Genomic DNA, 23,747 nt, shown 5'->3' with positions numbered 1-23,747 from the left:
TTATGTTCAACCGGACCGTGCAGCCTAAGTGTTCGAGATAGCAGGTTTTTCGGTTTGTTCACTCTATTCAATATATCACATTTACTACAGAAATGGGGAATGCACTGAGATTGCGAATCACCTGACTCAAACCACTATCTAATGGAGCGAATTGTACTATTGTTTTCAAATGTTGGAAGCCCTAAGTTTTTTAAATGTTTTACAGGCCGAGGATTAAGAACAGGGTATTTCCTGTTGGTATTAATATCGATGTTTTTGTTGCCGAAATTTACTTCGGCACAAGCACCTGCCATCGAATGTACCGGTTCCCTGGGGGATCCCGTATTTCTAGAAACATTCGGTGCTGCCGCTAGCGCTGCCAAGCCTAGCCTAGGGCCCGCTTTACCTTCGGGATTAACAACGTACACGTATTATACTCCGGGCTTAAACGGTAATTCTATAGGGCCTTACCCCGGGCAGTATGTTATATCAAATACAACGCAAGGGTATAACAACTTTTATTTTGTGGATAGGCCGGATCACTCTTCTACAGATGGTACCGGGTATTGTATGGTCGTGGATGCCAATGCTACACCCGGCAAGTTTTATGAAAGAACAATTACTGGGTTATGCGCAGGTACAACCTTCGAGTTTTCAGCTTGGTTGATGAATATTAATGCCAGCAATAATGTTGCGAGGCCAAGCCTTAGGTTTGATATCATGGATGCGAATAATCCCAACGGAACACCCATTGCCTCGGTACAAACAGGTGAAGTTGCTTACCAAGCGCCCGGCACCTGGGTAAGGCTGGCGGGAATTTTTCAAATGCCTGCAACGACCAATGCTATCATACTCAGGATTTTTAGTAATACCCCGAACAGTAACGGTAATGACCTGGCATTAGATGATATCGCTTTCGCAGCATGCGGCCCCCCGATCACGTTTTCGCAAAGCGCCGGTGTGGTTTGTAAGGGACAAAATTCTTCTTTTACCGTTAGCTTGCCTTTGAATAGTTATAATAATTATTATTTCCAATTACAAAGGAGGTTATTAAATACGGAAACCTGGCAGGACGTTGGTCCTGTTATTAATAACGGGGCAAATAATGAATATACGTTTTCAATTACGAATGCGGAAGCTGGGTATGAATACCGCGCTGTAGCCGCCGGGGGAACGGATGAAATCAATAATCTCAATTGCCGGGTAACTTCCGATCCCCAGGAATTGAAAGTTATCGATTACAGTATAGATGTTATAGCAAATGGTCATCTTTGTTTTAATGGCAGTACCAATGTAAATGCTACGATTGTACCAACGGCCGGCACGGGTACGCCTACTACCGGTTTTACTTATACCTGGGAATCTAGTGCCACAGGCAATGCACCTTGGACGGTAATTGCGGGACAAACGGGCGCAACATTGCCGACGGGTCCTTTAACCAATACCATGTATTACCGTGCCAAGGCAAGCGTGAATGGTTGTGAAAGCAATGGATATTCTAATCTTACGGTAGTTCAAGTAGAACCGGAATTACTAGTAGGGATTGATTCAGTGAACGATATTTGCCAAGGTACAACTGTTGCTCAACTAGGCTATTCAGCAACCAGCAATACCCCTACAAATTATTACCTGTCTGGTGATATGCCCGGCTTTGCTCCCGTCTCAAACGGCCAGTTGCCCTCAAGCCCGTTAAATATTATTGTACCTGCGGATGTTCCTGCCGGTACTTATAATTTTGAAATCATATTTCTAACGAATACCGATTGTAGCATCACCATTCCATTTACCGTAACTGTTGATGCCCCGCCCACAACATCAGTAGCCGGACCAGAACAGGATTTATGTGGTACTACGAGCACCGTTATGGCTGCTAATACCCCCGTGGTTGGAGCAGGTACTTGGTCGCAGTTAAGCGGACCTAGTAATGCAAGTATCGTAGGGGCAAATGATCCTGCTACGGCCATAAATGGTTTGGTGCCGGGTGATTATGTATTCCAATGGTCTATTTCAAATGGTTCCTGCGCGGCAAGCACAAGCACCGTGCCCGTTAAGGTAGTTGCTTCACCAACTATCGCTACGGCCGGGCCGGATCAGACTCAATATAATTCGGGTGTTTTCCAATTGGCTGCCAACAGTCCTGCCGTGGGGGTTGGCATGTGGACGGCCATTTCCGGCGATGTAACTTTTTCAAATGCGAATAGTTATAATTCAACTGCAACTATCGCACCGAATACGTCCGCAACTTTAGTGTGGACGATCACGAACGATATTTGCCCACCGAGTGCGGATACAGTCGTGATAACTTATACATCGGAAGCAGATATCGTGGTAACGAAAAGTTCCCAACAAGCGGGTCCCTATATTGCAGGGCAAGATTTGAATTATTTATTAACGATTAAAAATAATGGTCCCAGTACTGCGAACGGTGTGATTATAACGGATACCCTGCCTACAGGATATGTTGTAAGCAGCATGCAAGTTCTTGCTTTGTATAATGCCATCATAGAATCCGATAATTCTAGTGGAAACGTGGTTTCAATCGTGGCAACAATTCCTGCCAATATTTCCGGGGTGCAAGTGTTAGTGAAAGGAACGATCGGTTCTTCCTTCGAAGGAGATTTGATTAATATCGTTAATGCTGTTTCTCCGGATGTGCCTGATCCCGATGGAGCTAGCGATACCTTGATATTGCCAGTAACACGCAGACCCTATTACGAGATAGTAAAAGATGCCCCAACTTCGGCAGTTGCCGGGGAGCAAATACAATTTCAAATTCAAGTTCAAAATATAGGTTTGGGCGATGCCCTGCAATCGGTCATTACTGATCAAATATCTCCCAAACTTTCCAATGTTTCTTGGACCACTGCACCGGGAGCCGGAACAACTTTAACGCAAGGAGCAACCGGTTCAGGAAATTCGATAAAGATCGTGGGTGATTTCCCTGCCGGTGGAAACCTGGACATAACCGTCACCGGAACCGTTAATCCCGATGCGGTTGATACCATTTTAAACAGTGCAATAATTACCCCTGCGGAAACTACCGTACCACCGATCAACTCCAACTATACTAATACTTTAATCACGAGTAGCCCGGGTATTATTATCAATAAGAGTAGAACCTCGTCAACTATCGCAACGGCGGGTGACATTGTGAATTATGAATTAACCGTTTATAATAATGGTCCTAGTGATGCTGTAGGGACAAATATTCTTGATACGATCCCTGCTGGTATTTCCAATATAGAGTGGACTACCGAGGCACGTGGTACCGCAAGTATCACTTCGGGTAATACGGGTTCGGGAAGCCTCGTTAATGTAACCGGAAATATTCCGGCAGGATCTTCTAACCAGCTCATAGTAAGGGTTACCGGAACAATTGATCCGGGGTATAGCGGCGTTTTACTAAATACCGCCTATGCAATTCCTGCTGAACCGAACGTGCCGCCGGATTCCGATCTCGATATCGCGGAAGTAATCCGTAAACCGGTATTTGAAATTCAGAAGAATGGTCCGGCTACTGCCTTTGCAGGGGAACAGGTGTCATATGTTGTTGAAGTAAAGAATACCGGTTTGTCTAATGCTGTGGGCGCCGAGATTTCTGACTTGGTGCCGGCCTCTTTGACGGATGTAACTTGGACAGCTAGCGCCATTACAGGTACCGTGACGATCAATAGCGGTGCAACCGGTAGCTCGAACAGTGTATTGGTTAATGCCGATATAGCGGCAGGTGCAAGTATGAGAATCGTGATAACCGGAACGATCATCCCTGCAACAACAGGTCAGATCATCAATTCTGCGGATGTTGATCCCTCTGAAATTGGGGCTAATGATATGACTTCCAACGAAGTTATTACCACGGTTGCTGCGCAATCCAGGTTAACGATAAACAAGTCAGGGCCAGATACAGCCAGCGCCGGGGTAGCTGTTACTTATACCTTGGAAGTCAAGAATGCTGGACCTAGTAGTGCGAAAGATTTTGAGATTAAGGACCAGGTGCCTGCCTCTATTGGTAATGTAACATGGTCTACATCAACTTCCGGGGATGCGTTAATTAGTTCGGGCAGCTCTGGTTCAGGTAATGATATTTCTATTGTTGGATCAATGACACCCGGCGATACAAATGCAATCACCGTCACGGTGATGGGAACGATCCTACCATCATTCTCCGGCGATATTACAAATACTGCGTTCGTAACAGCACCGAATGGCAATAGTGTGGGTGATACAGCTACAAAAATAACCCGGGTCAGCAAGATCCCGGTACTTCGTATTAATAAGGTAGCGGTTGACCAGGCTTTAGCGGGTGATAGTATTATTTATGCCATATTAGTTAATAATATTAGTACTGCAAATGCAGATAGTTTAGTGATATCGGATATCGTGCCAAGTTCGATTAAAAATGTTCAATGGAGAGCGGCAACCCTGGGAAATGCTACCATTATAGGAGATTCGACCGGCAGTGGTAATAATATAAACTTGATGGCCTCAATTCCTGCCGGAGGTTCAGGAGCAATTATTCAAGGTACTAATGGAATTATTTTAGGGATCAGGGGGATAGTTGATCCCGGTTATCAAGGTAACCTATCAAATACAGCTACTGCAACACCAAGTGAGTCGGGAGCTGATCCTGTTTCTGATACTAAAATCGTCAATGTTAGGAGGATACCGAATTTAAGTGTACAGAAGTCGGGACCCGCAAGCTTGTCTGCCGGTGATCCGATCATTTATACAGTTTCCGTAACTAATAATTCTAAATCGGATGCAGATTCCGTTGCGATCCAGGACCTGGTGCCGCCAGGGGTAGAACAAGTTACCTGGACTGCATCAGCTATGGGAACTGCCACCCTACATTCAGGGCTTACAGGTAACGGGAATAATATAAATGTGAGTGCCAGCATACCTGGTGGCGATCTTAATAATAAAATTGTTATCACGATAAATGGTATTGTTAATGCCTCATTCAACGGGAGCTTCCAAAATACGGCGGTAGCAATTCCTTCAGAGCCCGGTGTTGCGCCATCTACATCTGATCCTGTTATTACCACCGTGGCAAGACAGCCGGAACTTGAGATTAAGAAAGTAGGGCCGCTTACGATAAATGCCGGGGAAGATGTCAGCTACCTCGTGACGGTTACAAATACCAGCGCCTCCGATGCCATCGATGCCGTCATTACGGATATAATTCCAGCCGTGGTAACAAACATCAAATGGACTGCGAAATCTACAGGAAATGCATCTATAAGTAGTGATTCTTCCGGTACAACGAATAATATCAGGCTGGTTGCTTCAATCCCTGCTGATACGGGCAATATCGAAATAACCGTCAATGGTAAAGTAGCAGCCAATACTAATTTGACTACTATGACCAATCGCGCGATGGTGAGTCCTGCCGAAGCCGGCACTAGTTCCAAAGTTGATTCCGTAGTTACCGCGATTACTAAGAAACCCGGGCTAAAGATCACTAAAATTGGACCTAGCGCTTTATTCGCAGGTAATGAGATTCAATATACGATCGGGGTCATTAATATAGGGCCTAGTAATGCTACGGGCGCCAATATAATTGATACGGTCCCTTCGATGATTGAGAATGTTACTTGGACAGCCGTTACTTCCGGGAATGCTACGATTACTTCGGATGCTTCTGGAACGGGAAGCCTAATTGATATTATCGGGGATCTTCCGGCGGGAGCAGCGAATGGCATCACGGTGTATGTTTCGGGAACTGTTAATGGTACGGCTTCCGGTAATATCACGAACACGGCCTATGCCTTGCCTTCCGAACCTGGAAATGATCCCGCGCAGTCTAGCGTAACTACGAGCTTGAGCAAGCTGGCGGCTGTTAATATTAGCAAATCCGGACCGAATTTAGTCGCGGCCGGTAACCCGATTCAATATGTTATCAACGTGTTGAACGCCGGGCCAAGCGCCGCTAATAATATCACGGTTAAAGATGCGATTCCCCCGGATATCATCAATGTTACTTGGACGGCTACTACCAATGGTGGCGCTGTCATAAACAGTGGAAATACAGGTACGGGTGATATTCTTTTAAATGCTGATATCCCTGCATCTACTGCCGCGAATATTGAAATTACTATCGATGGAATCGTTGATCCGAACTTTACCGGGAATATCATTCGAAATACGGCCATCGTTGTTAATGATCCATCCGTAGAACCTGTGGGTGGAGACACCGCTACCGTTAACACGGCGGTAGCCCACGTGGCAAATCTCAAGATATCTAAATCCGGCCCGGCAAATAAGGGTGCAGGAGAACCGGTTGAATATATACTGAGAATTACGAACGAAGGCCCTATGAATGTTAAGGGCGCTTTAATTGAAGATATATTACCGGTTCAAATATTAAATGCAACCTGGACTGCCCAAGCAACGGGTGGCGTTACCAACGTAAGTCCTATGAGCAACGCTGGAAATGTGTCTATCACGGCAGATCTTCCTGCCAATGATGGGGCGCTGGAAGTTACGATCTCTGGTATTATGTCCCCGGCATTAGTGAGCGGCAGTACCGTGATAAATACTGCTACTGTTAAATTACCTGCGGGAAGTAATATTATTGATCCTTTCCAAAATGACAATACGGCAACGGTCAATACTTTGGTTGATAATGATCCTGTTATTAGAATTGCTAAAACGGGACCATCCATCGCGGATGTTGGCGATACCATTCATTATACGGTTTATATAAACAACGGTGGAGCAGGTTTCATTACCGGGGCTTCTTTTGAAGATATCGTACCGGCATCGGTCGATGTGTACAGTTGGACTGCCGTTGGTGTTGGTGCAGGTGAGATAACCGGCGCTACATCAGGGAATACTAATAATGTAACAACCACGGGGAATATCAATGGCACCGCGTTTACCGATGGGTTTAAAATCGATATTTACGGGGTAATAAACCAGTCTGCCGGAACTTCTATCGTAAATACCGCCAGCGTGGTTGCAGGCGCCAATAAACAAAGTTCCGTTATTACGAGCGTCAACAACTCTACAGATGTTAATATCGTTAAAGCTGGCCCGCAATCGGTGAATGCCGGTGAAAAAATTACCTATAGTTTCGTGGTACGTAATGATGGACCCCGGGATGTAGATAGCTTGATTATTACCGATAATATCCCTGCTGAAATCATGAATGTTACTTGGACAGCTATTGCAACAGGGAATGCATCTACATTAGATTCCAATAGGGTAGATAGTAGTGGTAATATCATTAACTTCCCGGCGAAGATTGCTGCCGGCGATGATAATTATATTACCGTGGAGGTTCAAGGTACCGTGGATGGAAATGCGGCGGAAGGAACGATTACCAACTCCGCGAATGCAACGGTATTCTTGGTAAATGATTATAACACGACTAATAATACCAGCGAGGTTACAACAGATATCGGGACAGATATCGGCTTGATCGTACGCAAACACGGCCCTGCAAGCGCTATTGCAGGGAATACGATCAACTACCAAATTGTAATTACCAATTCAGGAGCTTCCAATGTCTCGAATGCGTTGATAGAGGATCAAGTGCCTACCGAAATACAAGATGTTAGCTGGAGTGTTCAAGTATACGGTGGTGCTTCCATCAACGGGGCTTTCTCCGGTTCCGGCAATGCAATCTCCACAAGCGCTAATATTCCTGGCGGTGCGGGTAATGGTATCATTATCACCATTCAAGGTACAATCGATCCGAATTTTGATGGAACGATCGTGAACGGCGTGAATGTAAGCGGCACGGGTTTCCCTACCGTTTCCGATGATGTAAGTACCATTGTTACGAAGAGTGCAAATATAAACCTGAAGAAAAGCGGACCCGATGATATAGTAGCAGGAGCTAAAATAAATTACGTGATCACGGCCACGAACCTTGGTCCGAGCTTTGCCCAGGGCGTTACAATCACGGATACCATCGATAGTAGGATAGAAAATGTAAGCTGGGTGGCCACTGCTACAAATGGCGCCGTTATAAATAGCGGCAATAACGGGACAGGTAACCAAATATCTGTTAATGCAGATATTCCTCCCGATGAAAGTGCCATGGTAATGATAAATGTTAGCGGCACGGTGAAGGCCGATGCAACGGGAACGATCAGTAATTCCGCTACCGCGGAAACACCTGGAACGGTTGATCCACCTATTATTACACCGCCTATCATTACCCCCGTAGAAAAACATCCCCAACTTGATATCATCAAGAGTGGGCCTGCAAATGCTGCGGCAGGGGCTGCTATACAATACAGTTTACAGGTTAGGAATACCGGGTTAAGCAATGCTGTTCACGCGATCGTTACCGACGTAATTCCGTCTCAAATATCAAATGTAAGCTGGTCAACCACTTCGATTACTAACGGCGTGGTCATTAACAGCGGCGCTACCGGTTCAGGAAATGATTTGCAGATCGATGCCGATATTCCGCAAGGAGCAGGATTCATCGTAAATATCAATGGAACAATAGCGGATACCTACAAAGGCACAGTCATGAATACGGCTACAGTTGTACCTTCTGAAACCGGGGGGACGGCTGATACCTCGAAAGTTACAACGAATGTTTCCTTGCAACCCGGCTTGCAAATCAACAAGGAAGGGCCATCACTGGCGATTGCAGGTAGTTCTATTACATACACGATCACAGCCACCAATATCGGTCCCAGCGCTGCAATGGCAGCAATGATTACCGACCAGGTGCCTCCGGGCATTGGCCAGGTAAGCTGGACGGCAGAAGCAATGGGAAATGCAAATATTTTAAGCGGGGCGACCGGTACAGGGAATTACGTAAGTTTATCAGCCGATATACCACCTGGGAATGGAAATGGCGTGAAAGTAACTATTACGGGAACGGTATATCCATCTACCAGGGACAGCCTGGAAAATATCGCGGTTATAACCCCTTCGGAAGTTGGAATACCGGCAGATACATCCAGCTTGGTAACAACATCTGTGAATGCATTGCCGAGATTTGAAGTTGTTAAAGTAGGCCCGGCAAATGCAGTGGCAGGTGATACGATTAAGTATAATATTACCGTTAGGAATTCCGGTGCAAGCGATGCTATACATGCCATGATTTCAGATGCGGTACCGGGTAGCATTCAACAAGTGTCCTGGATGGCAACGGCAACCGGGGCAGCCATCATTCACGGCGCCAATACAGGTACTGGAAATGCGATAAACATCGATGCCAGCATTCCAACGGGGGCGGCTAACCAAATCCAAGTCAGTATCTTGGGCGTAATCGATGCTGCTGCAAGTGGTACGATCGTAAATACTGCCAATGTCACTCCATCTGAACCCGGGGTAAATTCAGTGAATGCCGCTGCATCTACACTTATCAATAATACTTCGAACATAAGCATCACCAAAACGGGTCCTGTTACGATGCAAAGGGGCGACCAGGAATCTTATACGCTTGACATTCACAACTTCGGGCCAAGTAACGCGGTAGGGACTATTATAACGGACACCATCCCGGGGGTACTGGAAAATGTTACATGGACAGCCAAGACTATTAATGGGGCCACTATTTCATCTGGTGCAACGGGAACCGGGAACATCATCTATATCATTGCAGATATGCCTGCTATGAATAGTGGTGGCATCCATGTGGACATTAGCGGTACCGTTAGGAAAGATGCACAATCAGGTACCGTTACAAATACAGCATACGCGCTCGCAAACAATAATAATTTGTTTGCGTCCAATACCGTATCCAGCAATATTATTGCCGAAGTTGATCTGCGGATTTCAAAATCAGCGCCAAGCAATATGTATGTTGGAAATGATATTTATTATCAAGTAGTAGCCCAGAACCTCGGTCCTAGTGATGCCGGCGGCGCCTTGATCACAGATGTGTTCCCTCAAGCTTTGACGGCTGGAAGCTTTGTATCCGTTGTTACTGCCGGTGGTGCTGGTGATGTGCAGACAACCGTTAATGGAAATACCGTTACCGCGGTGATCGGTCAATTCCCGGCGGGCAGCAGGGTAACATTCACGGCTAAAGCCACAACGGTAGTTCCCGGTACGCTAGTAAACACCGTAAATATCATTACCCCGAACGGGTTGCCAGATAAAGACAGTTCTAACAACTCTAGCCAGGTAACGACCCGGGTACTGCCTAAAAATGCCTTGGATATTGATAAGAGCGTTGATCCCGGCACCGGTCCATATTACATCGGTCAGCAAATCACGTATACGCTGACCGCTACTAATGAAGGCGCCGCTGGTGTAAACCCGGTTATCATAGTGGATACATTGCCGCCAGGTAATATCGTGAGCGAAGCTACGTATCAATCGCCACCAAGGGGAACGGTTAGCTATACGGAAAATCCAAATGTACTTGTTTGGAACCTGGGCTTATTAAGCGCCGGGGAAACATTGAGCTGGTCATACCAGGTAACCGTGCAAGATACAGGTACCGTGCGTAACCTTGCAATTATTTCCGGACCTCCCGATGTTTCAACGGGGGATACTACCGAGTTAGTCATCAAGACGGATAAATACGCTAACCTCAAGGTGGTCAAACAGGCAACAACCCCTCAACCTTTGAGTGTCGGTAATAATATTGATTTCTTGATAACAGCTACCAATAACGGGCCCGATACCGCCACGAACGTCATCGTACAAGATATATTAGCATCGATGTTGAGTAGGCCTTTAAGTATGATGGCTACCTTGGGACAAGTTGATTTTGATATATCAACTAACGCGGTGATCTGGCAAATACCGGTATTGCCGCCCGGAGCAAGCGCCACTGCTAATATTTCTGTTAGGCTGATTAACGGCGAGCAGGTGACGAATACCGTTACCATATCGGGCAAGGAAATCGATATTGATCTATCGGATAATACTTACACGATACAACCGATCCCGATTACGGGAGATGATTTATTTATACCGAATGTAATTACCCCGAACGGGGATGGTAAGAATGATGTTTTCTATATACCGGGATTATCAAAGTATCCAGGATCGCAGTTATATATTTATAACCGGTGGGGAAACCAAGTATACCAATCCAAGGATTACGATAACCAATGGAATGGGAATGGCCTCAATGAAGGCACTTATTTCTACATCCTCAAACTGAATACGGAAAGTGGTTTCGTAGATCACAAGGGTTGGATCGAGTTGTTGCGATAGATACTAATTGATACGGTTAAATACTTGGCAATTAAGCCTGTGAATCGAAAGATTGACAGGCTTTTGCCTTTTAAAATTATCATGAAAAATAATTTACCTTGAGCTTTTATAATAAATGACATCGATTATTTATCTTTTGTTCCAAAGCCATTCTTATGCAGAAATTATCCGCACTCGCCTTATTCCTTCTCTTTCTTACTATCAAGGTAAATGCAACGCCTATTGATACTTTACCATTTAAAATTGTTACAAAAACCGAATATAACAAGTTGTTAGATCCGGGCCAATTGGGGGGAACAATACTGGTGTTGAATGAAAAGGCTGCAACGGCTTATACTAATAATGAAGATGGTATCTATGATCCTTACCTCCCGGCATCAACGTTTAAAATCGTGAATTTATTGATCGCTTTGGAAACAGGGGTGATAAAGGACGCGGATGAAGTTGTTAAATGGCCTGGACATATTGATACGGTCTTGTATGGGAATAGGAAAGATATCTTTCATGATATGACCGTGAGGGAAGCTTTCAAAGTTTCAGCAGGCTGGGTATTCTTACAATTAGCCGAAAGGGTCGGCACCGAACGTTATCATAAATACCTATCGCTTTGCGGGTATGGTAATGAAAATATCGATGAACCAATCGGCGCAGATTTTTGGAATTTCGGTGCGCTCGCAATAACGCCACTAAATCAGCTCCAAGTTGTTAGAGATTTATATTATGATCGCTTGCCGTTCAAAAAGGAATATATGGACAAGGTAAAGGATATCATGATCACCGAACAAAATTCGTTATACACGCTGCACTCCAAAACCGGCTGGACAAGGGTAGGAGGGCATAATATCGGTTGGTGGGTCGGGTATGTAGAACAGGGCGATGATGTTTATTTCTTTGCTACCTGCATCAGGCAACTAATAGGGATTCCTGGCAATAAGTATTTCGGTCGTTTAAGGCTGAATATAACGAAACAAGTACTGAAAGATGCCGGAGTAAAAGGTTTAGGGCAATAATGAAAGTATTGCCCGTACCGGTTATAATAACTTCAGGGTAGCAACTTCCTTATTTTCCATCGAGAATAAATCGAACGGTAATTCTTTCATCTTCCCCGGATTTCCAATAATCTCCTTTGACATGAATTGAATCACCAACTTGATAACTTTTATATGTTTTAGGATCCTTTAAATTCGCATGGCTGATCGTAGCAAAATACACGGCTCCGTCGGTAGATTGCACGGTGGCAGTATACCCATCCTTCCCATTGACAATTTCCTGTATTTTCCCGTTTATTTCTTTACTGGTGGCAATGCTATCTTGTTGACCGAAGTCTTTTTCTTCTTGCATGGCACTGTCTTTTTGGGCAGGTTTTGTATTTTGGTTGCAAGCGCCGATCATCATACCGGATGATAACAGCAGCATTGCGAAGATTCCTTTTTTCATGGATAATAGGTTTTCAAATAAAAAAATAAAGATACTTAAGAAAAACGAAGGTAGGCTTCCTGTTGATAAGATCAAAATATACTTGTCCTCGCGTTCCCGTTAGCTGCAAATGGAGCTTTCACCACCCGGGTACAAAAGTTTTGATACCATCATGTTCAATTCGTCTTTCCGTTTACCGAAATATAGTTCTTTATACTTCGAATAGTTTTATTCGTAAACTGCTGCTTTAAATTTTTACTTTGTGCTCACAAAATAGGATTTGATTCATTATACTTAGATGTACAGTTGTAAACATGAAATAGTTTTATGTCAATAGGAATGGTTGTAATAAAATATATACTGGTAGCGATAGTCCTTTTAATTGCTTTAGGGCTTCTGGGTGGTTGCGGATTGTTATTTATAGTTCATGGATGGACGGGGATGCCCAGGAAAAAGGCAAGAAAAAAGTTTACCGAATACCTCGCTAGGGAGCTGGGTAATGATATACGGGTATTGGCTTTCTATAGATTTTATAATACCGGCAATATGAATCCCAACATGTTTTCGATCGAGTTACAGGATGTAAACCGGGAAAAAGTTCATTTCGCTGTATATTGGGATGCCAAGAAGGAACAGCTCGACCGCCCGATGTACGGCGAAGAGCGCAACACGTTGAAATCAAAGTACCTGTTTGCTTTAGAACGATATCAAGCTTACGAAGCAATTCGAATGGAAATAGTTCCCCTGGCAGATAATATTACCTGGAGTATGCAGTATGTGACCTTACATTTCACGACTCCACTTACCCTGGAAATGATGAAAAGCATCTCCGCACAATTTGCAGCTAGTATATCAAAATATCCCGTATTGTCATTCTATACTTATCACTTACATTTTAATTCGAACGGCGATACCAACTGGCTACGGACGGAGATTTATAAGGAAGGTGATGATTTTCCCTTCAAGGTTGTACATTATGGATTCGATACAAAATCGCGACAGTTTAACCAGCTTAGCAAGCAGCTGATGGAATCCAGGGATCGGTATAATAATCTGCGTGGTACGGAATTGTATTCAGAAAATCCTGTCATACTTGTAAACCAGGAAGATTGCATGGATCTTTACGTAACTTATATTTTTCAAGAACAGGCGGCAGCCGGAAAGGTACAGTTGAAGGACTTTGTAGGTGTTTTGGCTATTCATTTTGATATGAATAAAAGTGAAATACTTTCAGAGAAATACATCCAGGGCCATAGATGGAAGTACCTCCCTGATTTGTATAAAGATTTACAGGAACAGATTGGTTCTAAATATCAATAAAGGATACTCATCTAATTTACCATAAGAAATTTTATAGCATTCCACTTAGTCTTGATCCGGTTTCGAAAAGTATATGCTACCGGTGCGGCATTTATACAAATGTCATAAACTCTTATCCGGCAATTGCCAAGCATGCACCAACCTAAAACGACCCAAAAAGTTCCCGGGAAGTTGCAACTTTACATGGAAACTTTATGTCAAACAATTGACGAATGATTTGCAACTGGTAAATAATTGTCCCCATTTATATAACTATTTGTTGGAACATAATTTTTTTTTGTATTTTTTGATTTCGGATCATCCATAGAAATATCGCAAATCGGAGCATACTATGAAAGCAGCAGATAGGGCAAAAATGCCCAAAGGAACGCAGGCAGTATTAGACAGCAGGACCCTAGAAAATGACTATCCCGGTATTGTCCCCTTTTTAAAACCGGGCATGAAAGTGTTGGATGTTGGCTGTGGGACGGGTGCTATCACGGCGGGAATAGCCGGTAAGGTAGGAGAAAAGGGACTAGTAGTGGGGATAGATAATACTGCGCACCTTGTAGCGAAAGGCCGGGAAGATTACCGGCATCTTCCCCAGTTACAATTGTTGGAAGCAGATCTATATACATATCTACCCAGCGAAAAATTTGATTTAATCGTTTCAGCAAGGGTGTTGCAATGGCTAGAACATCCAAAGAAAGCTTTACAGCATTTTATTTCCTTATTGAATGAAGGAGGGATGATTTCCATCCTCGATTACAATCATGAATTAATAGAATGGGAACCCGAGCCCCCGCAAAGTTTTTTACAGTTTTATAATGCATTTCTCTCCTGGAGGGCGGATGCCGGGATGGACAACCTGGTGGCTAACCATTTACCCGGGTTATTTGAAGAATTGGGTTTAAAAGAGATCGAAATATATCCTGCCGACGAAATATGCACCAGCAACCAAACTGGCTTTATAGATAAAGCCGGTATTTGGACGAAAGTGGCCATGTTAAGGGGGCCTCAAATGATTGAGCATGGTTTTATTAGCCCGGCAGCTTGTCAACAAGCGGCAGATGATTATGACAGGTGGTTACATTCCGGCGCCAAATCAATGATAATGAGATTGAAAGAAATTAGGGGGAGAATATGATGAACCCATCTTTCCAGTAGAAATAACTGGTTGAAGGAAACGCGGCATATCCAAGCCCTTTTGCCGGATGATTAATAACCTGGAATAATTTATTACTAGCTAAAGTTCGTAGCTAATTTATCCATGCCATACCTGGCGCGGTAATCAATAGGGGATATACCGGCAATTTTCTTAAACACTTCCCTGAATGCCTTTACATCGGTATAACCGACCTCCAGCATCACTTCATTTACCGACATTTTCGTATTCTCCAACATGCGTTTAGCCGCTTCTATTTTAACCCTTTGTTGATATAACAAGGGCGTATTCCCGGTAGCCTTGATAAATCGCCTGTCAAAATTTCTCCTGCTTAAAGCCAATGATTGCGCCAATTCTTCCATCGAAAAGCGATCTTGTAATTTTGTTTCTATCATGTATTGCGCTTGCCGGATGATCTCATCGTTATGCGATTTTTGTCCTTGGAAGATCACGTAGGTATTTTGAGTATCCCGGTTCATGTCGATTTGGAAGACCTTGGAACAATAGATCGCTGTTTCGCGGTCATAATATTTTTCTACTAAGTACAACAGGAAATTCAGGAAAGAAAAGGCGCCACCGCTGGTATAAATGCCGTGTTCATCCGTAATGATTTTATCTTCTACCAAGTTCAACAAAGGGTATTTTTTCCGGAACTGTGCCGCCGCGCTCCAGTGGGTAGAACATTGTTTGCCTTCCAATACACCGGCCGCTGCCAGTAAGAATGATCCCGTGCAAATACTCGCTGCCTCCGCACCTTCGCCCACTTGTTGATGTATCCAGGCAATCATCGATTGATTGCTATAAATTACGTTTTCAATATCATGGTTCAGGGATGGAACTATTATAAAGTCGGTATGATTTACCTGGGAAATCAATATTTCGGGATGTATGGAAAATAAGCCTTCGTAAATGCTAACAGTATGCGTATTCCCGACTAAATGGAGGTCAAATATTTTCCTATTATGGCGTTCTTGGTAATACTCGTTTGCCCTAGACAATATTTTATATGTTCCTATAACGCTACTCAAGTTAATATGGCCATTCGGAATCAATAAACTCAAATGTTTCATAAAGTACTCCAAATTTTACGACCTAAATGTACATCATTTGGATTGTTGGTTACCGGGATACTTGGTGAATAGTGAGAATCCCTAGACGAAATTGCTTCTTTTGACAATAATGGCCAATATCACCCTTTAAATTGTCCGATTCCCGAACCATCTAAATAGCATGATGTTCTTACTTTTATATAGCAAATCTTAAATGATATTTAAGGTGGTCATATAGTGATAACTAATAAATTATTTTATTTCATTTCATTGTTGCCAGGCTAAAATTGCTTTCAATGTACTTGAATTTCTTACTTGGTCAAGGATGTAAGCGAAGGATGATCTATTCAGCCCGGCCAAGAAAACCGTGGAACTTCGCACCGTTGATAGGGAAGCGGTACAGTAATACATAAGCTCGATCGAGCGAACAAATTGGCGGCCGAGATGGCCAAGAAATGAGCAGGTGAACGTTGAACCGAACTTTTGAGGGGATGATAATTTTTTCATTAAAAATTTAGTCGACAATAATTATTTTATTTATGGAAAACGATTTCAGAATTGTGATCCGGGCGCCCATTAATAGTAGCCTTGCCTGGGATGCAATTACAAAACAGCTAAGCTCCTGGTGGGGTGGTGAGATTTCTGGCAATTATGCCGGGCTGAACGATGAATTTACAATCCGCTTCGGGAAAACCAGTAAAACTTTCCGGGTAACCGGTTTCGAAGCAGGAAAGTTGATCACCTGGACGGTGTTGAAAGCTTATATCGATGCTGACCGCTTGAAGGAGGAGGAAAGAAGTGAATGGGAAGGGCAGGAATTGCATTGGAGCTTTGACGAACAGGATGGGCAAACCAGTGTACAATTGTTACAGGTCGGGCTGAGGCCGGGGATAGCTTGTTATGAGCTTTGTAGTAATGCTTGGACTTTTTTCATAAAAGAAAGTTTGTATGATTTTTTAACCAAGGGTACGGGAAAACCTTATGCTCTGAAGCCGGAAAAGGTATAGTGTTGATTTAAAAAAATCCCCTGGAGCAAAATGTCCAAGGGATTTTTAACCATTCTTTATATATACGAATTAAAACCCATCGCCATCGCCCATATCTCCGCCGCCATCATTGCCACGCCTTTTCTTGAAGAGCTGGGCATCCACCTTCCCGAATCGCCAGCTAACATTCAGCCTCAGTTCCCTTGATACACGTTTGCGGTAGCGTTCGGTTTCGGAGAATGAAGTATTTGTCCAACGCAAATCCCTGTCCGTGTTGAATATATCATTTACACCGAGGGAAACGGTAAAGTTTTTCTTCTGGAAGAAATCTTTCTTGATAGCAAGATCAATTTGGTACTCCGGCGCATCTTCTCCCTGCGGCTGAATCCTGCGCGATTCATATTCACCTGTTACCTGTAGCACCATGCTCCAGGGCAACTTGGTGTTACTGTTGATTTTACCGAACCAAATAAAACCGTTATTATTCAAACCTTCCGCATCAATGCTGGTTTGGGCGATATTAAGGTTGGTAGTAATGTCCCAACCTTTCGTAATTTGGTTACGCAGTGTTAATTCTGCGCCGAAAGTATTCCTCTGATCCGCATTGATAGGATAACTTAGCACGACCTTACGATCTTGGCCATCTAAATTCAAAGTGGTATCCACGTAAAAATCGGTAATGGCGTTGTTTGTATTTCTAAAGTACACGGATGCCAATACGTTGAATTTCCCATCGAAATCTTTCAAGTAGGATAATTCGAAAGAGTTGGTGAATTCCGGTTGTAGTTCCGGGTTACCCCGGCTGGCAGAGTTAGCGCTGTATTGCAGGTTAGGTAAAAGATCCCTGAACCAAGGCCTGCGTATGCGCCTGGTATAATTTAGTTGCATTTCATGGTTCCCTTTAAATTTCTGGGAGATGAAGACACTTGGGAATAAGCTAATTGGATAATCAATACTATAAGCGGCATCTTTAACGTTCACCATTTCCCCTTCATAGAATGATTGCTCGGCTCTCAATCCCGCTTGGTAACCGAAGTTGCCAATTGTACCGGCATAATTAACATACGCGGCATTGATCTGTTCCGTGTAATGGTAATTATTAGATAGGGATGAATCGAATTCGAAATCACCTGTTTCAAAATTTTTCCCCATGGTATTCAACTTGTTGTTGAATTTACGGGCATTGATCCGGAGGCCGGCCTCAAATTTCGAAGCTTCATTTAAAGGATTCACAAAGTCGATCTGCCCAGTATAATAAGAAGTATTTCCGTCCCCGCGACCGTAACGCTGTTCCGGTTGGAAGAGCGAATTGTCTTCCTGGTCGTTTAAATCGTAGTACTGGAGCTTGTAGTCGGAATTGTTTTTATTATTAGAACGGTTGTAAGTAAAATCGGCTGTTAGTTCTTGTCCTTCTTTTTGGAAGGTTCTCCTATATCCAACTTGCGTGGAATAATTCCTAAAGTTATGATAAGTGTTATTATAGCCGAGCCCGTACTGGTATACACTGCGGTGTTCATCCATCTCGTTGATGCGCAGGTCGCTGGTATTGTTGAAATCCCCGGCAGTAATTCCTTGCGATATGTTAAAGGTGTTCCTATTATCGATATACCAATCAAACCCGATCCTGCCATTTTGGAAGCGCCTGCCGTAATCACCTTCCTGGAATTGATCCTGGTAGCTAATACCGCCGTTATCATCTGTATTCTTCCTTGACATACGTTGTTTCATCGGGAATTTTCGATCGCGTAAGTTGTAGCTAAGTGAAAAGCCGACTTTGCCTTGGCGCAAATTCAGATCAACACCGGCATTTGAGCTTTTATTTGAGGTATAACCACCTTGAACAAGACCATTAAATCCCATTTTCTTGTTCTTTTTCAGCATGATATTCAAAATGCCGCTCATACCTTCCGCATCATATTTAGCAGAAGGGTTGGTTACAACCTCCACGCTGGCAATCGCATCGGCAGGAATTTGTTCTAATGTTAAAGTGCTGGGACGCCCATCGATAAATATGGTGGGGCTTCCATTTCTAACAGATACATTCCCGTCTATATCCACGTTCACGGAAGGCACCTGTTTTAATACGTCCACAGCAGTACCGCCCGTGCTGGCAATGTTTTTTTCAACATTAAAGACCCTTTTATCGATCTGCATCGTAAAAGCGGGTTTTTCACCAACTACTTCAACGCCTTTCAGCGCGGTAGCCGTTGTTTTGAGCCGGATATTACCGACATCTACACGCCCCTTCGCTGTAACATCCTTATAGAAATCACGGAAGCCGATAAAGTATATCTTTAATATATATTGACCGGGAGCAACAGCCTGGAAGCTGAAGTCGCCATTACCTTGCGATAACATCCCGGTAACGATTGAACTATCTGTGGCTTTAAGCAAAGCAACGGAAGCATATTCCACGGGTTTGCCGCTTTGATCGTCGAGTAACTTACCCACGATAGTTGCCTGTCCGCCACCACTTTGCGCAAATGCAGCAGTGATGAAAAGGCAACAAAAACTACCTATCAGTAATAAAATTTTCTTCATCTAAAAAAGTAAAACCAGTTTAATTTGAACGAACAAAGTTATTTAAACTAGAAAAGGTGTTGCACCATATTTGGATGAATGGTAATGTAAAATGCTTGCCAATCAAGAGTTTTCGAGGAGTCCTTACCTGGATGATCCATCCGTTAAAGGCTATGTTGCCCTATAAGTGGGGGCTTGAAGCTATCTAGCTATTCTTAAAACATTACCGCTAATATTAGCAAAGGTACGGGCAATTTTTATATTGATGGAATCGGGTTACAATCGATTTCTGGCTGGGGTTTTCCAGTATATATGTTGCAGGTATTCCCAATTAAATGGTGTAAAATTATTTGATATCGAAGGGTTAAAATGTATTTAATTTAAATATATTAAATTGATTTATAACAGTAAAATAGGGCAGCCCTCGAGCTGCCCGTAAAATCCATAAACCTTATGAAAAGAAAACGCTGATTTATTATGGTTCTATGATGTTAAACCAGAAATTAAAATGATCTAATGCACCGAGGAATGCTTTAAATGCATCCTGGTCTCCATTAATTTTTATCGTGCCGTTACTAACTAAGTCCCCGAATTTGGCTTCTCCCAGGCTAATTTTGTCCAGGTCGCTTCTATTCACGGTAAGGGTGGCAGTTACATCATTAGCTAGATTGCTACCAATCCTTGGTGTGACCGTTCCATTTTCTACTATCAGTGCCGCTTTTTCATTGACATCGGGCATGATGATGTTGAAATTGTATTTCATGCCTGCTGCTGCATCATCCGTTCCTTTAAATCGCATGGCAATGTAATTCAGGAATAGCTCTGTCGACATTCCTTTGACCATGTCTGGTCCTGCTGTATTTGGAGCCGGTAGCACTTTTACACCCTCCCTTAATTCCTTTGCGCCTGATAAATAGAAATTTCTCCATGGGCCTGATTCGGCTTGGTAACCCAGTTGTTCATAGGCATCAGCCAATAAATCTTTGGCCTCCATGTTCTTAGGATCCGCGAATACCAGGTGATTGACAACTTCTGCTACCCAACGGTATTCGCCGTTAGCATACGATTTTTTCGCTTGTGATAATAAATTGTCCGCGCCTCCCATAAATTCAACATATTTCTTTCCACCTTCGGTTGGGGGTAGTTTATCCAGGTTAGCTGGATTACCATCAAACCAACCGAAGTACAAGTCATATTGCGCTTTTACGTTATGGCTAACGCTACCATAATACCCCCTGTTAGAGAATTTTTTATCTAGCGCCGGCGGTAACTTGATCATGTTTGCAATTTCAACGGGTGTATAACCATTGTTTGCTAAGCGCAAGGTTTGATCATGGATAAAGCGGTATAAATCTCTTTGGCTTTTCCAGTATTCGTTAATCTTTTCATTACCCCATACAGGCCAATGGTGGGAACCGAAAGAGACTTGTACATCATTACCCCATTTTTCTAATGCTAGGTCAATATAATGACTCCATTTCTGCCCGTTTCTCACCTTTGCACCCCTCAGGGTATAGAGATTATGCAGGGTATGATTGATGTCCTCTGCTTGGCAAAACGCTTTGAATCCGGGGAAATAAAACATCATCTCCGCGGGAGCTTCTGATTCCGGCGTGTAAATGAATTCAACATTAATACCGTCAATCACGCGGTTTTCTCCTCCTAACTTTCTAATGACATCTGTTCCATCAAGGATACCTGATAAGCCTACGGAGGTTGTTTGACCGAGACCTGTTCCCAATGTTCCCTTGGGATCTTTTGCAAGTAGGTTTCCGTACATGTAAGAGGCCCTTCTACCCATAGTATTTCCACCCATTACATTTTCCGATATGGCTTCATCAAAAAAACCTTCAGGAACATAGATTTTAACTTTACCACTTTTTACATCCTTCTCATCTACGACGCCGCGGATACCACCAAAGTGGTCTATATGGCTATGAGTATGGATAATGGCCGAAACCGGTCGTTTGCCAAGTTTTTCATTGGCTAGATCAAGGCCGGCCTTGGCAGTGGGAGGGGAGATTAACGGGTCAATAATTATCCAACCTGTTTTACCTTCGATTAAAGTCATGTTCGAAAGATCAAATCCCCTGATTTGATATATACCGTCAGTTACTTTAAATAAACCGTTAATGCTATTGATTTCACTTTGTCGCCAAAGGCTGGGATTCGCAGTAGCAGGAGCATTGCCTTTTATGAAGTCATACTGCTTCATACTATAAACTACATTGCCATCTTCATCCTTGATCTCCCCTGCATCAAGGGTTGCAATAAACCCTTTCCTTGCATCGGCAAAATCGGAAGTATCATCAAATGGGAGGTAAGATAACAGGTCACTTTGCTTTTGTTCTGTAAACTGAGAAGCATCTTTACTGGAGTTAGCTGAAGTGATCGAGCTATCGTTATTTGCCGTATTCCCGGACGGTTTATTCGGGCTGCGGCAAGCCAACTGGAATAAGCTACATATTGACAATAAAACTGCCAGGTGCTGTATCTTCAATTCTTTGATCATATTGATAAATTTTAGGTGAAAAATATCTTCCTGATAGAATTGATGATCCGCTATAACTTGTTTATGGTTGTTGCTAGGTTACCCTGCTTCCGTATTAATATATAAGACAAAGAAATATCCTGTTATAAACTCCACGGTTATAACTTTCGTTCCTTGTGAACCAGGTAATTGATTAACTTGTCGAGATTGCTATTGAATGCTTAGGTGAGCTATGCTGTTTTACGCGATTTAAACTATTTAAACAGCTAGGTTTAAGAATAGTTCATTATTAATAGATGATAATGAAGCCCGCCAAATAAAATTCCCCGGTAAGTATCTCAACTTGCCGGGGAACATATATTGTTGAAAATATATTAAATTTTCTTGAAAATTGCCGTAGCAATATGCCCGCCGAAACCAAAAGTATTACTCATCGCATATTGAATATCCAGGGGTTTAGCTTCCTTGATGACGAAATTCATCTTGTCTGCGTATGCAGGCTCAACATTTTCGGTATTGATGGTAGGGGGAACCAAGCCTTTTTGAATCGCCGTTACGCAAGCAATAGCTTCGATCGCGCCGGCAGCACCCAGGAGGTGGCCAGTCATCGATTTAGTGGCGCTAATGTGTAAATTAGGCGCATTGCCAAATAGTCTTTCAACAGCAATCAATTCACTGATGTCCCCGACAGGTGTCGAAGTAGCGTGTACATTCAAATATTGTATATCGCTTGGTTGAATTTCTGCATCCTCTAAAGCAGCTTGCATGCCGAGGTAAGCGCCTTCACCTTCCGGGTGAGTGCCCGTAAGGTGATAAGCATCTGCTGCCATGCCGCCACCAACAACTTCAGCGATTATATTCGCGCCTCTTTTAACAGCATGATCATAACTTTCTAAGATCAAGGCTCCTGCACCTTCGCCCATAACGAAACCATCTCGGGTAACATCAAAAGGGCGGGATGCTTTAGCAGCTTCTTCGTTGTTTGTAGAAAGTGCTTTGGCAGCATTAAAGCCACCGATCCCCGTCCTGGTGATAGGGGCTTCCGATCCACCCGTGATAATCATGTCTGCTTTACCCCAACGGATATAGTTGAAAGCATCGATCATCGCGGTATTCGAAGTGGCACAAGCTGATACGGTCGTATAGTTAATACCGCGCAAGCCGTATTTAATGCTGATGACGCCGCTGGCGATATCCACGATCATTTTAGGAATGAAGAAGGGGTTGAATCTTGGTGTGCCGTCCCCAGTAGCATATTCGGTAACTTGTTCTTCGAAAGTGCCGATGCCGCCGTTACCGGAGCCCCAAATCACGCCGATCTTATTCCTATTAAGTTTTTCGAAATCTATATTGGCATTTTGTATGGCCTCGGCAACAGCTACCAGGGCGTACTGGGTAAATAAATCATTCCTGCGGGCTTCTGATTTATCAACGAATTGACTGATGTCAAAGTCTTTCAATTCGCAAGCGAAGCGGGTTTTGAATTTACTTGCATCGAAACGGGTAATAGGCGCTGCGCCGCTTTTACCTGCTATTAAGGCATCTTGGAAACTGGAAAGGTTGTTCCCGATAGGGGTTAAGGCTCCCATACCGGTAATGACTACTCTATTCATTCCTTGGTTTGTTTATTTAATACAAAAGTATGATTAAATTTTTTATTAAATACCAAATGGTATATTTTTGTAAGAAAATGTATTGTT

Annotated in this window: 10 protein-coding genes; 5 read left to right on the top strand and 5 right to left on the bottom strand. The window is 43.4% G+C overall.

Translation table 11 applies throughout. The features are described from left to right. Positions 1–255: 255 nt before the first annotated feature. A complete protein-coding gene (locus tag COR50_RS17020) occupies positions 256–11,121 on the top strand; it encodes a DUF7927 domain-containing protein (protein ID WP_198405680.1) in 10,866 nt (3,621 codons plus the stop codon). 155 nt (positions 11,122–11,276) lie between these two features. Beyond that, positions 11,277–12,131, top strand: a complete 855-nt coding sequence (locus COR50_RS17015; RefSeq protein WP_098195100.1) for a penicillin-binding transpeptidase domain-containing protein — start codon at positions 11,277–11,279, stop codon at positions 12,129–12,131. 49 nt (positions 12,132–12,180) lie between these two features. On the opposite strand, the gene COR50_RS17010 is transcribed toward COR50_RS17015, so the two are convergent. Further along, the gene (locus tag COR50_RS17010; RefSeq protein ID WP_098195099.1) at positions 12,181–12,558 is read right to left on the bottom strand and encodes a hypothetical protein; all 378 of its coding nucleotides are present in this window, start codon (positions 12,556–12,558) and stop codon (positions 12,181–12,183) included. Positions 12,559–12,864: 306 nt separating this feature from the next. Between COR50_RS17010 and COR50_RS17005 the strand changes: the two genes are divergently transcribed. Together COR50_RS17005 and COR50_RS17000 are read left to right on the top strand one after the other, a co-directional pair. After that, positions 12,865–13,857, top strand: coding sequence for a hypothetical protein (locus COR50_RS17005; protein ID WP_157760938.1), 993 nt, complete (start codon positions 12,865–12,867; stop codon positions 13,855–13,857). Between the two features lie 331 nt (positions 13,858–14,188). After that, entirely contained in the window at positions 14,189–14,983 is a 795-nt protein-coding gene (locus tag COR50_RS17000) for a methyltransferase domain-containing protein (protein WP_098195097.1), read from the top strand. 95 nt (positions 14,984–15,078) lie between these two features. Here the strand turns inward: COR50_RS17000 and COR50_RS16995 are convergent, their stop codons facing one another. Next, positions 15,079–16,071 carry a GlxA family transcriptional regulator gene (locus COR50_RS16995; RefSeq protein WP_098195096.1) on the bottom strand — a complete coding sequence of 331 codons (993 nt, stop codon included), beginning with the start codon at positions 16,069–16,071 and terminating at the stop codon, positions 15,079–15,081. Between the two features lie 518 nt (positions 16,072–16,589). Here COR50_RS16995 and COR50_RS16990 point away from each other — a divergent pair. Continuing rightward, on the top strand, positions 16,590–17,057 hold the full coding sequence (locus COR50_RS16990) for an SRPBCC family protein (RefSeq protein ID WP_098195095.1): 468 nt from the start codon (positions 16,590–16,592) through the stop codon (positions 17,055–17,057). 69 nt (positions 17,058–17,126) lie between these two features. Here the strand turns inward: COR50_RS16990 and COR50_RS16985 are convergent, their stop codons facing one another. From COR50_RS16985 to fabF, 3 genes are all read right to left on the bottom strand, one after another. After that, complete coding sequence (locus COR50_RS16985) at positions 17,127–19,577, bottom strand: TonB-dependent receptor domain-containing protein (RefSeq protein WP_098195094.1); 2,451 nt, start codon at positions 19,575–19,577, stop codon at positions 17,127–17,129. Positions 19,578–20,031: 454 nt separating this feature from the next. Beyond that, positions 20,032–22,068 (bottom strand): alkyl/aryl-sulfatase, encoded by a 2,037-nt coding sequence (locus COR50_RS16980; RefSeq protein ID WP_098195093.1) that lies wholly within the window; start codon positions 22,066–22,068, stop codon positions 20,032–20,034. A gap of 353 nt (positions 22,069–22,421) precedes the next feature. Next, a complete protein-coding gene (fabF, locus tag COR50_RS16975) occupies positions 22,422–23,660 on the bottom strand; it encodes a beta-ketoacyl-ACP synthase II (RefSeq protein WP_098195092.1) in 1,239 nt (412 codons plus the stop codon). Positions 23,661–23,747 lie beyond the last annotated feature (87 nt).

The sequence above is a fragment of the Chitinophaga caeni genome (genome assembly GCF_002557795.1).
Taxonomy (GTDB): Bacteria; Bacteroidota; Bacteroidia; order Chitinophagales; family Chitinophagaceae; genus Chitinophaga; species Chitinophaga caeni.
This window is presented reverse-complemented; position numbering and strand designations above follow the sequence as displayed.

Excerpts from the sequence above, each read along its gene's own strand:
- COR50_RS17015 (WP_098195100.1), top strand. The coding sequence starts at position 11,277 with ATGCAGAAATTATCCGCACTCGCCTTATTCCTTCTCTTTCTTACTATC.
- COR50_RS17010 (WP_098195099.1), bottom strand. The coding sequence starts at position 12,558 with ATGAAAAAAGGAATCTTCGCAATGCTGCTGTTATCATCCGGTATGATG.
- COR50_RS17005 (WP_157760938.1), top strand. The coding sequence starts at position 12,865 with ATGTCAATAGGAATGGTTGTAATAAAATATATACTGGTAGCGATAGTC.
- COR50_RS17000 (WP_098195097.1), top strand. The coding sequence starts at position 14,189 with ATGAAAGCAGCAGATAGGGCAAAAATGCCCAAAGGAACGCAGGCAGTA.
- COR50_RS16995 (WP_098195096.1), bottom strand. The coding sequence starts at position 16,071 with ATGAAACATTTGAGTTTATTGATTCCGAATGGCCATATTAACTTGAGT.
- COR50_RS16990 (WP_098195095.1), top strand. The coding sequence starts at position 16,590 with ATGGAAAACGATTTCAGAATTGTGATCCGGGCGCCCATTAATAGTAGC.
- COR50_RS16985 (WP_098195094.1), bottom strand. The coding sequence starts at position 19,577 with ATGAAGAAAATTTTATTACTGATAGGTAGTTTTTGTTGCCTTTTCATC.
- COR50_RS16980 (WP_098195093.1), bottom strand. The coding sequence starts at position 22,068 with ATGATCAAAGAATTGAAGATACAGCACCTGGCAGTTTTATTGTCAATA.
- fabF (WP_098195092.1), bottom strand. The coding sequence starts at position 23,660 with ATGAATAGAGTAGTCATTACCGGTATGGGAGCCTTAACCCCTATCGGG.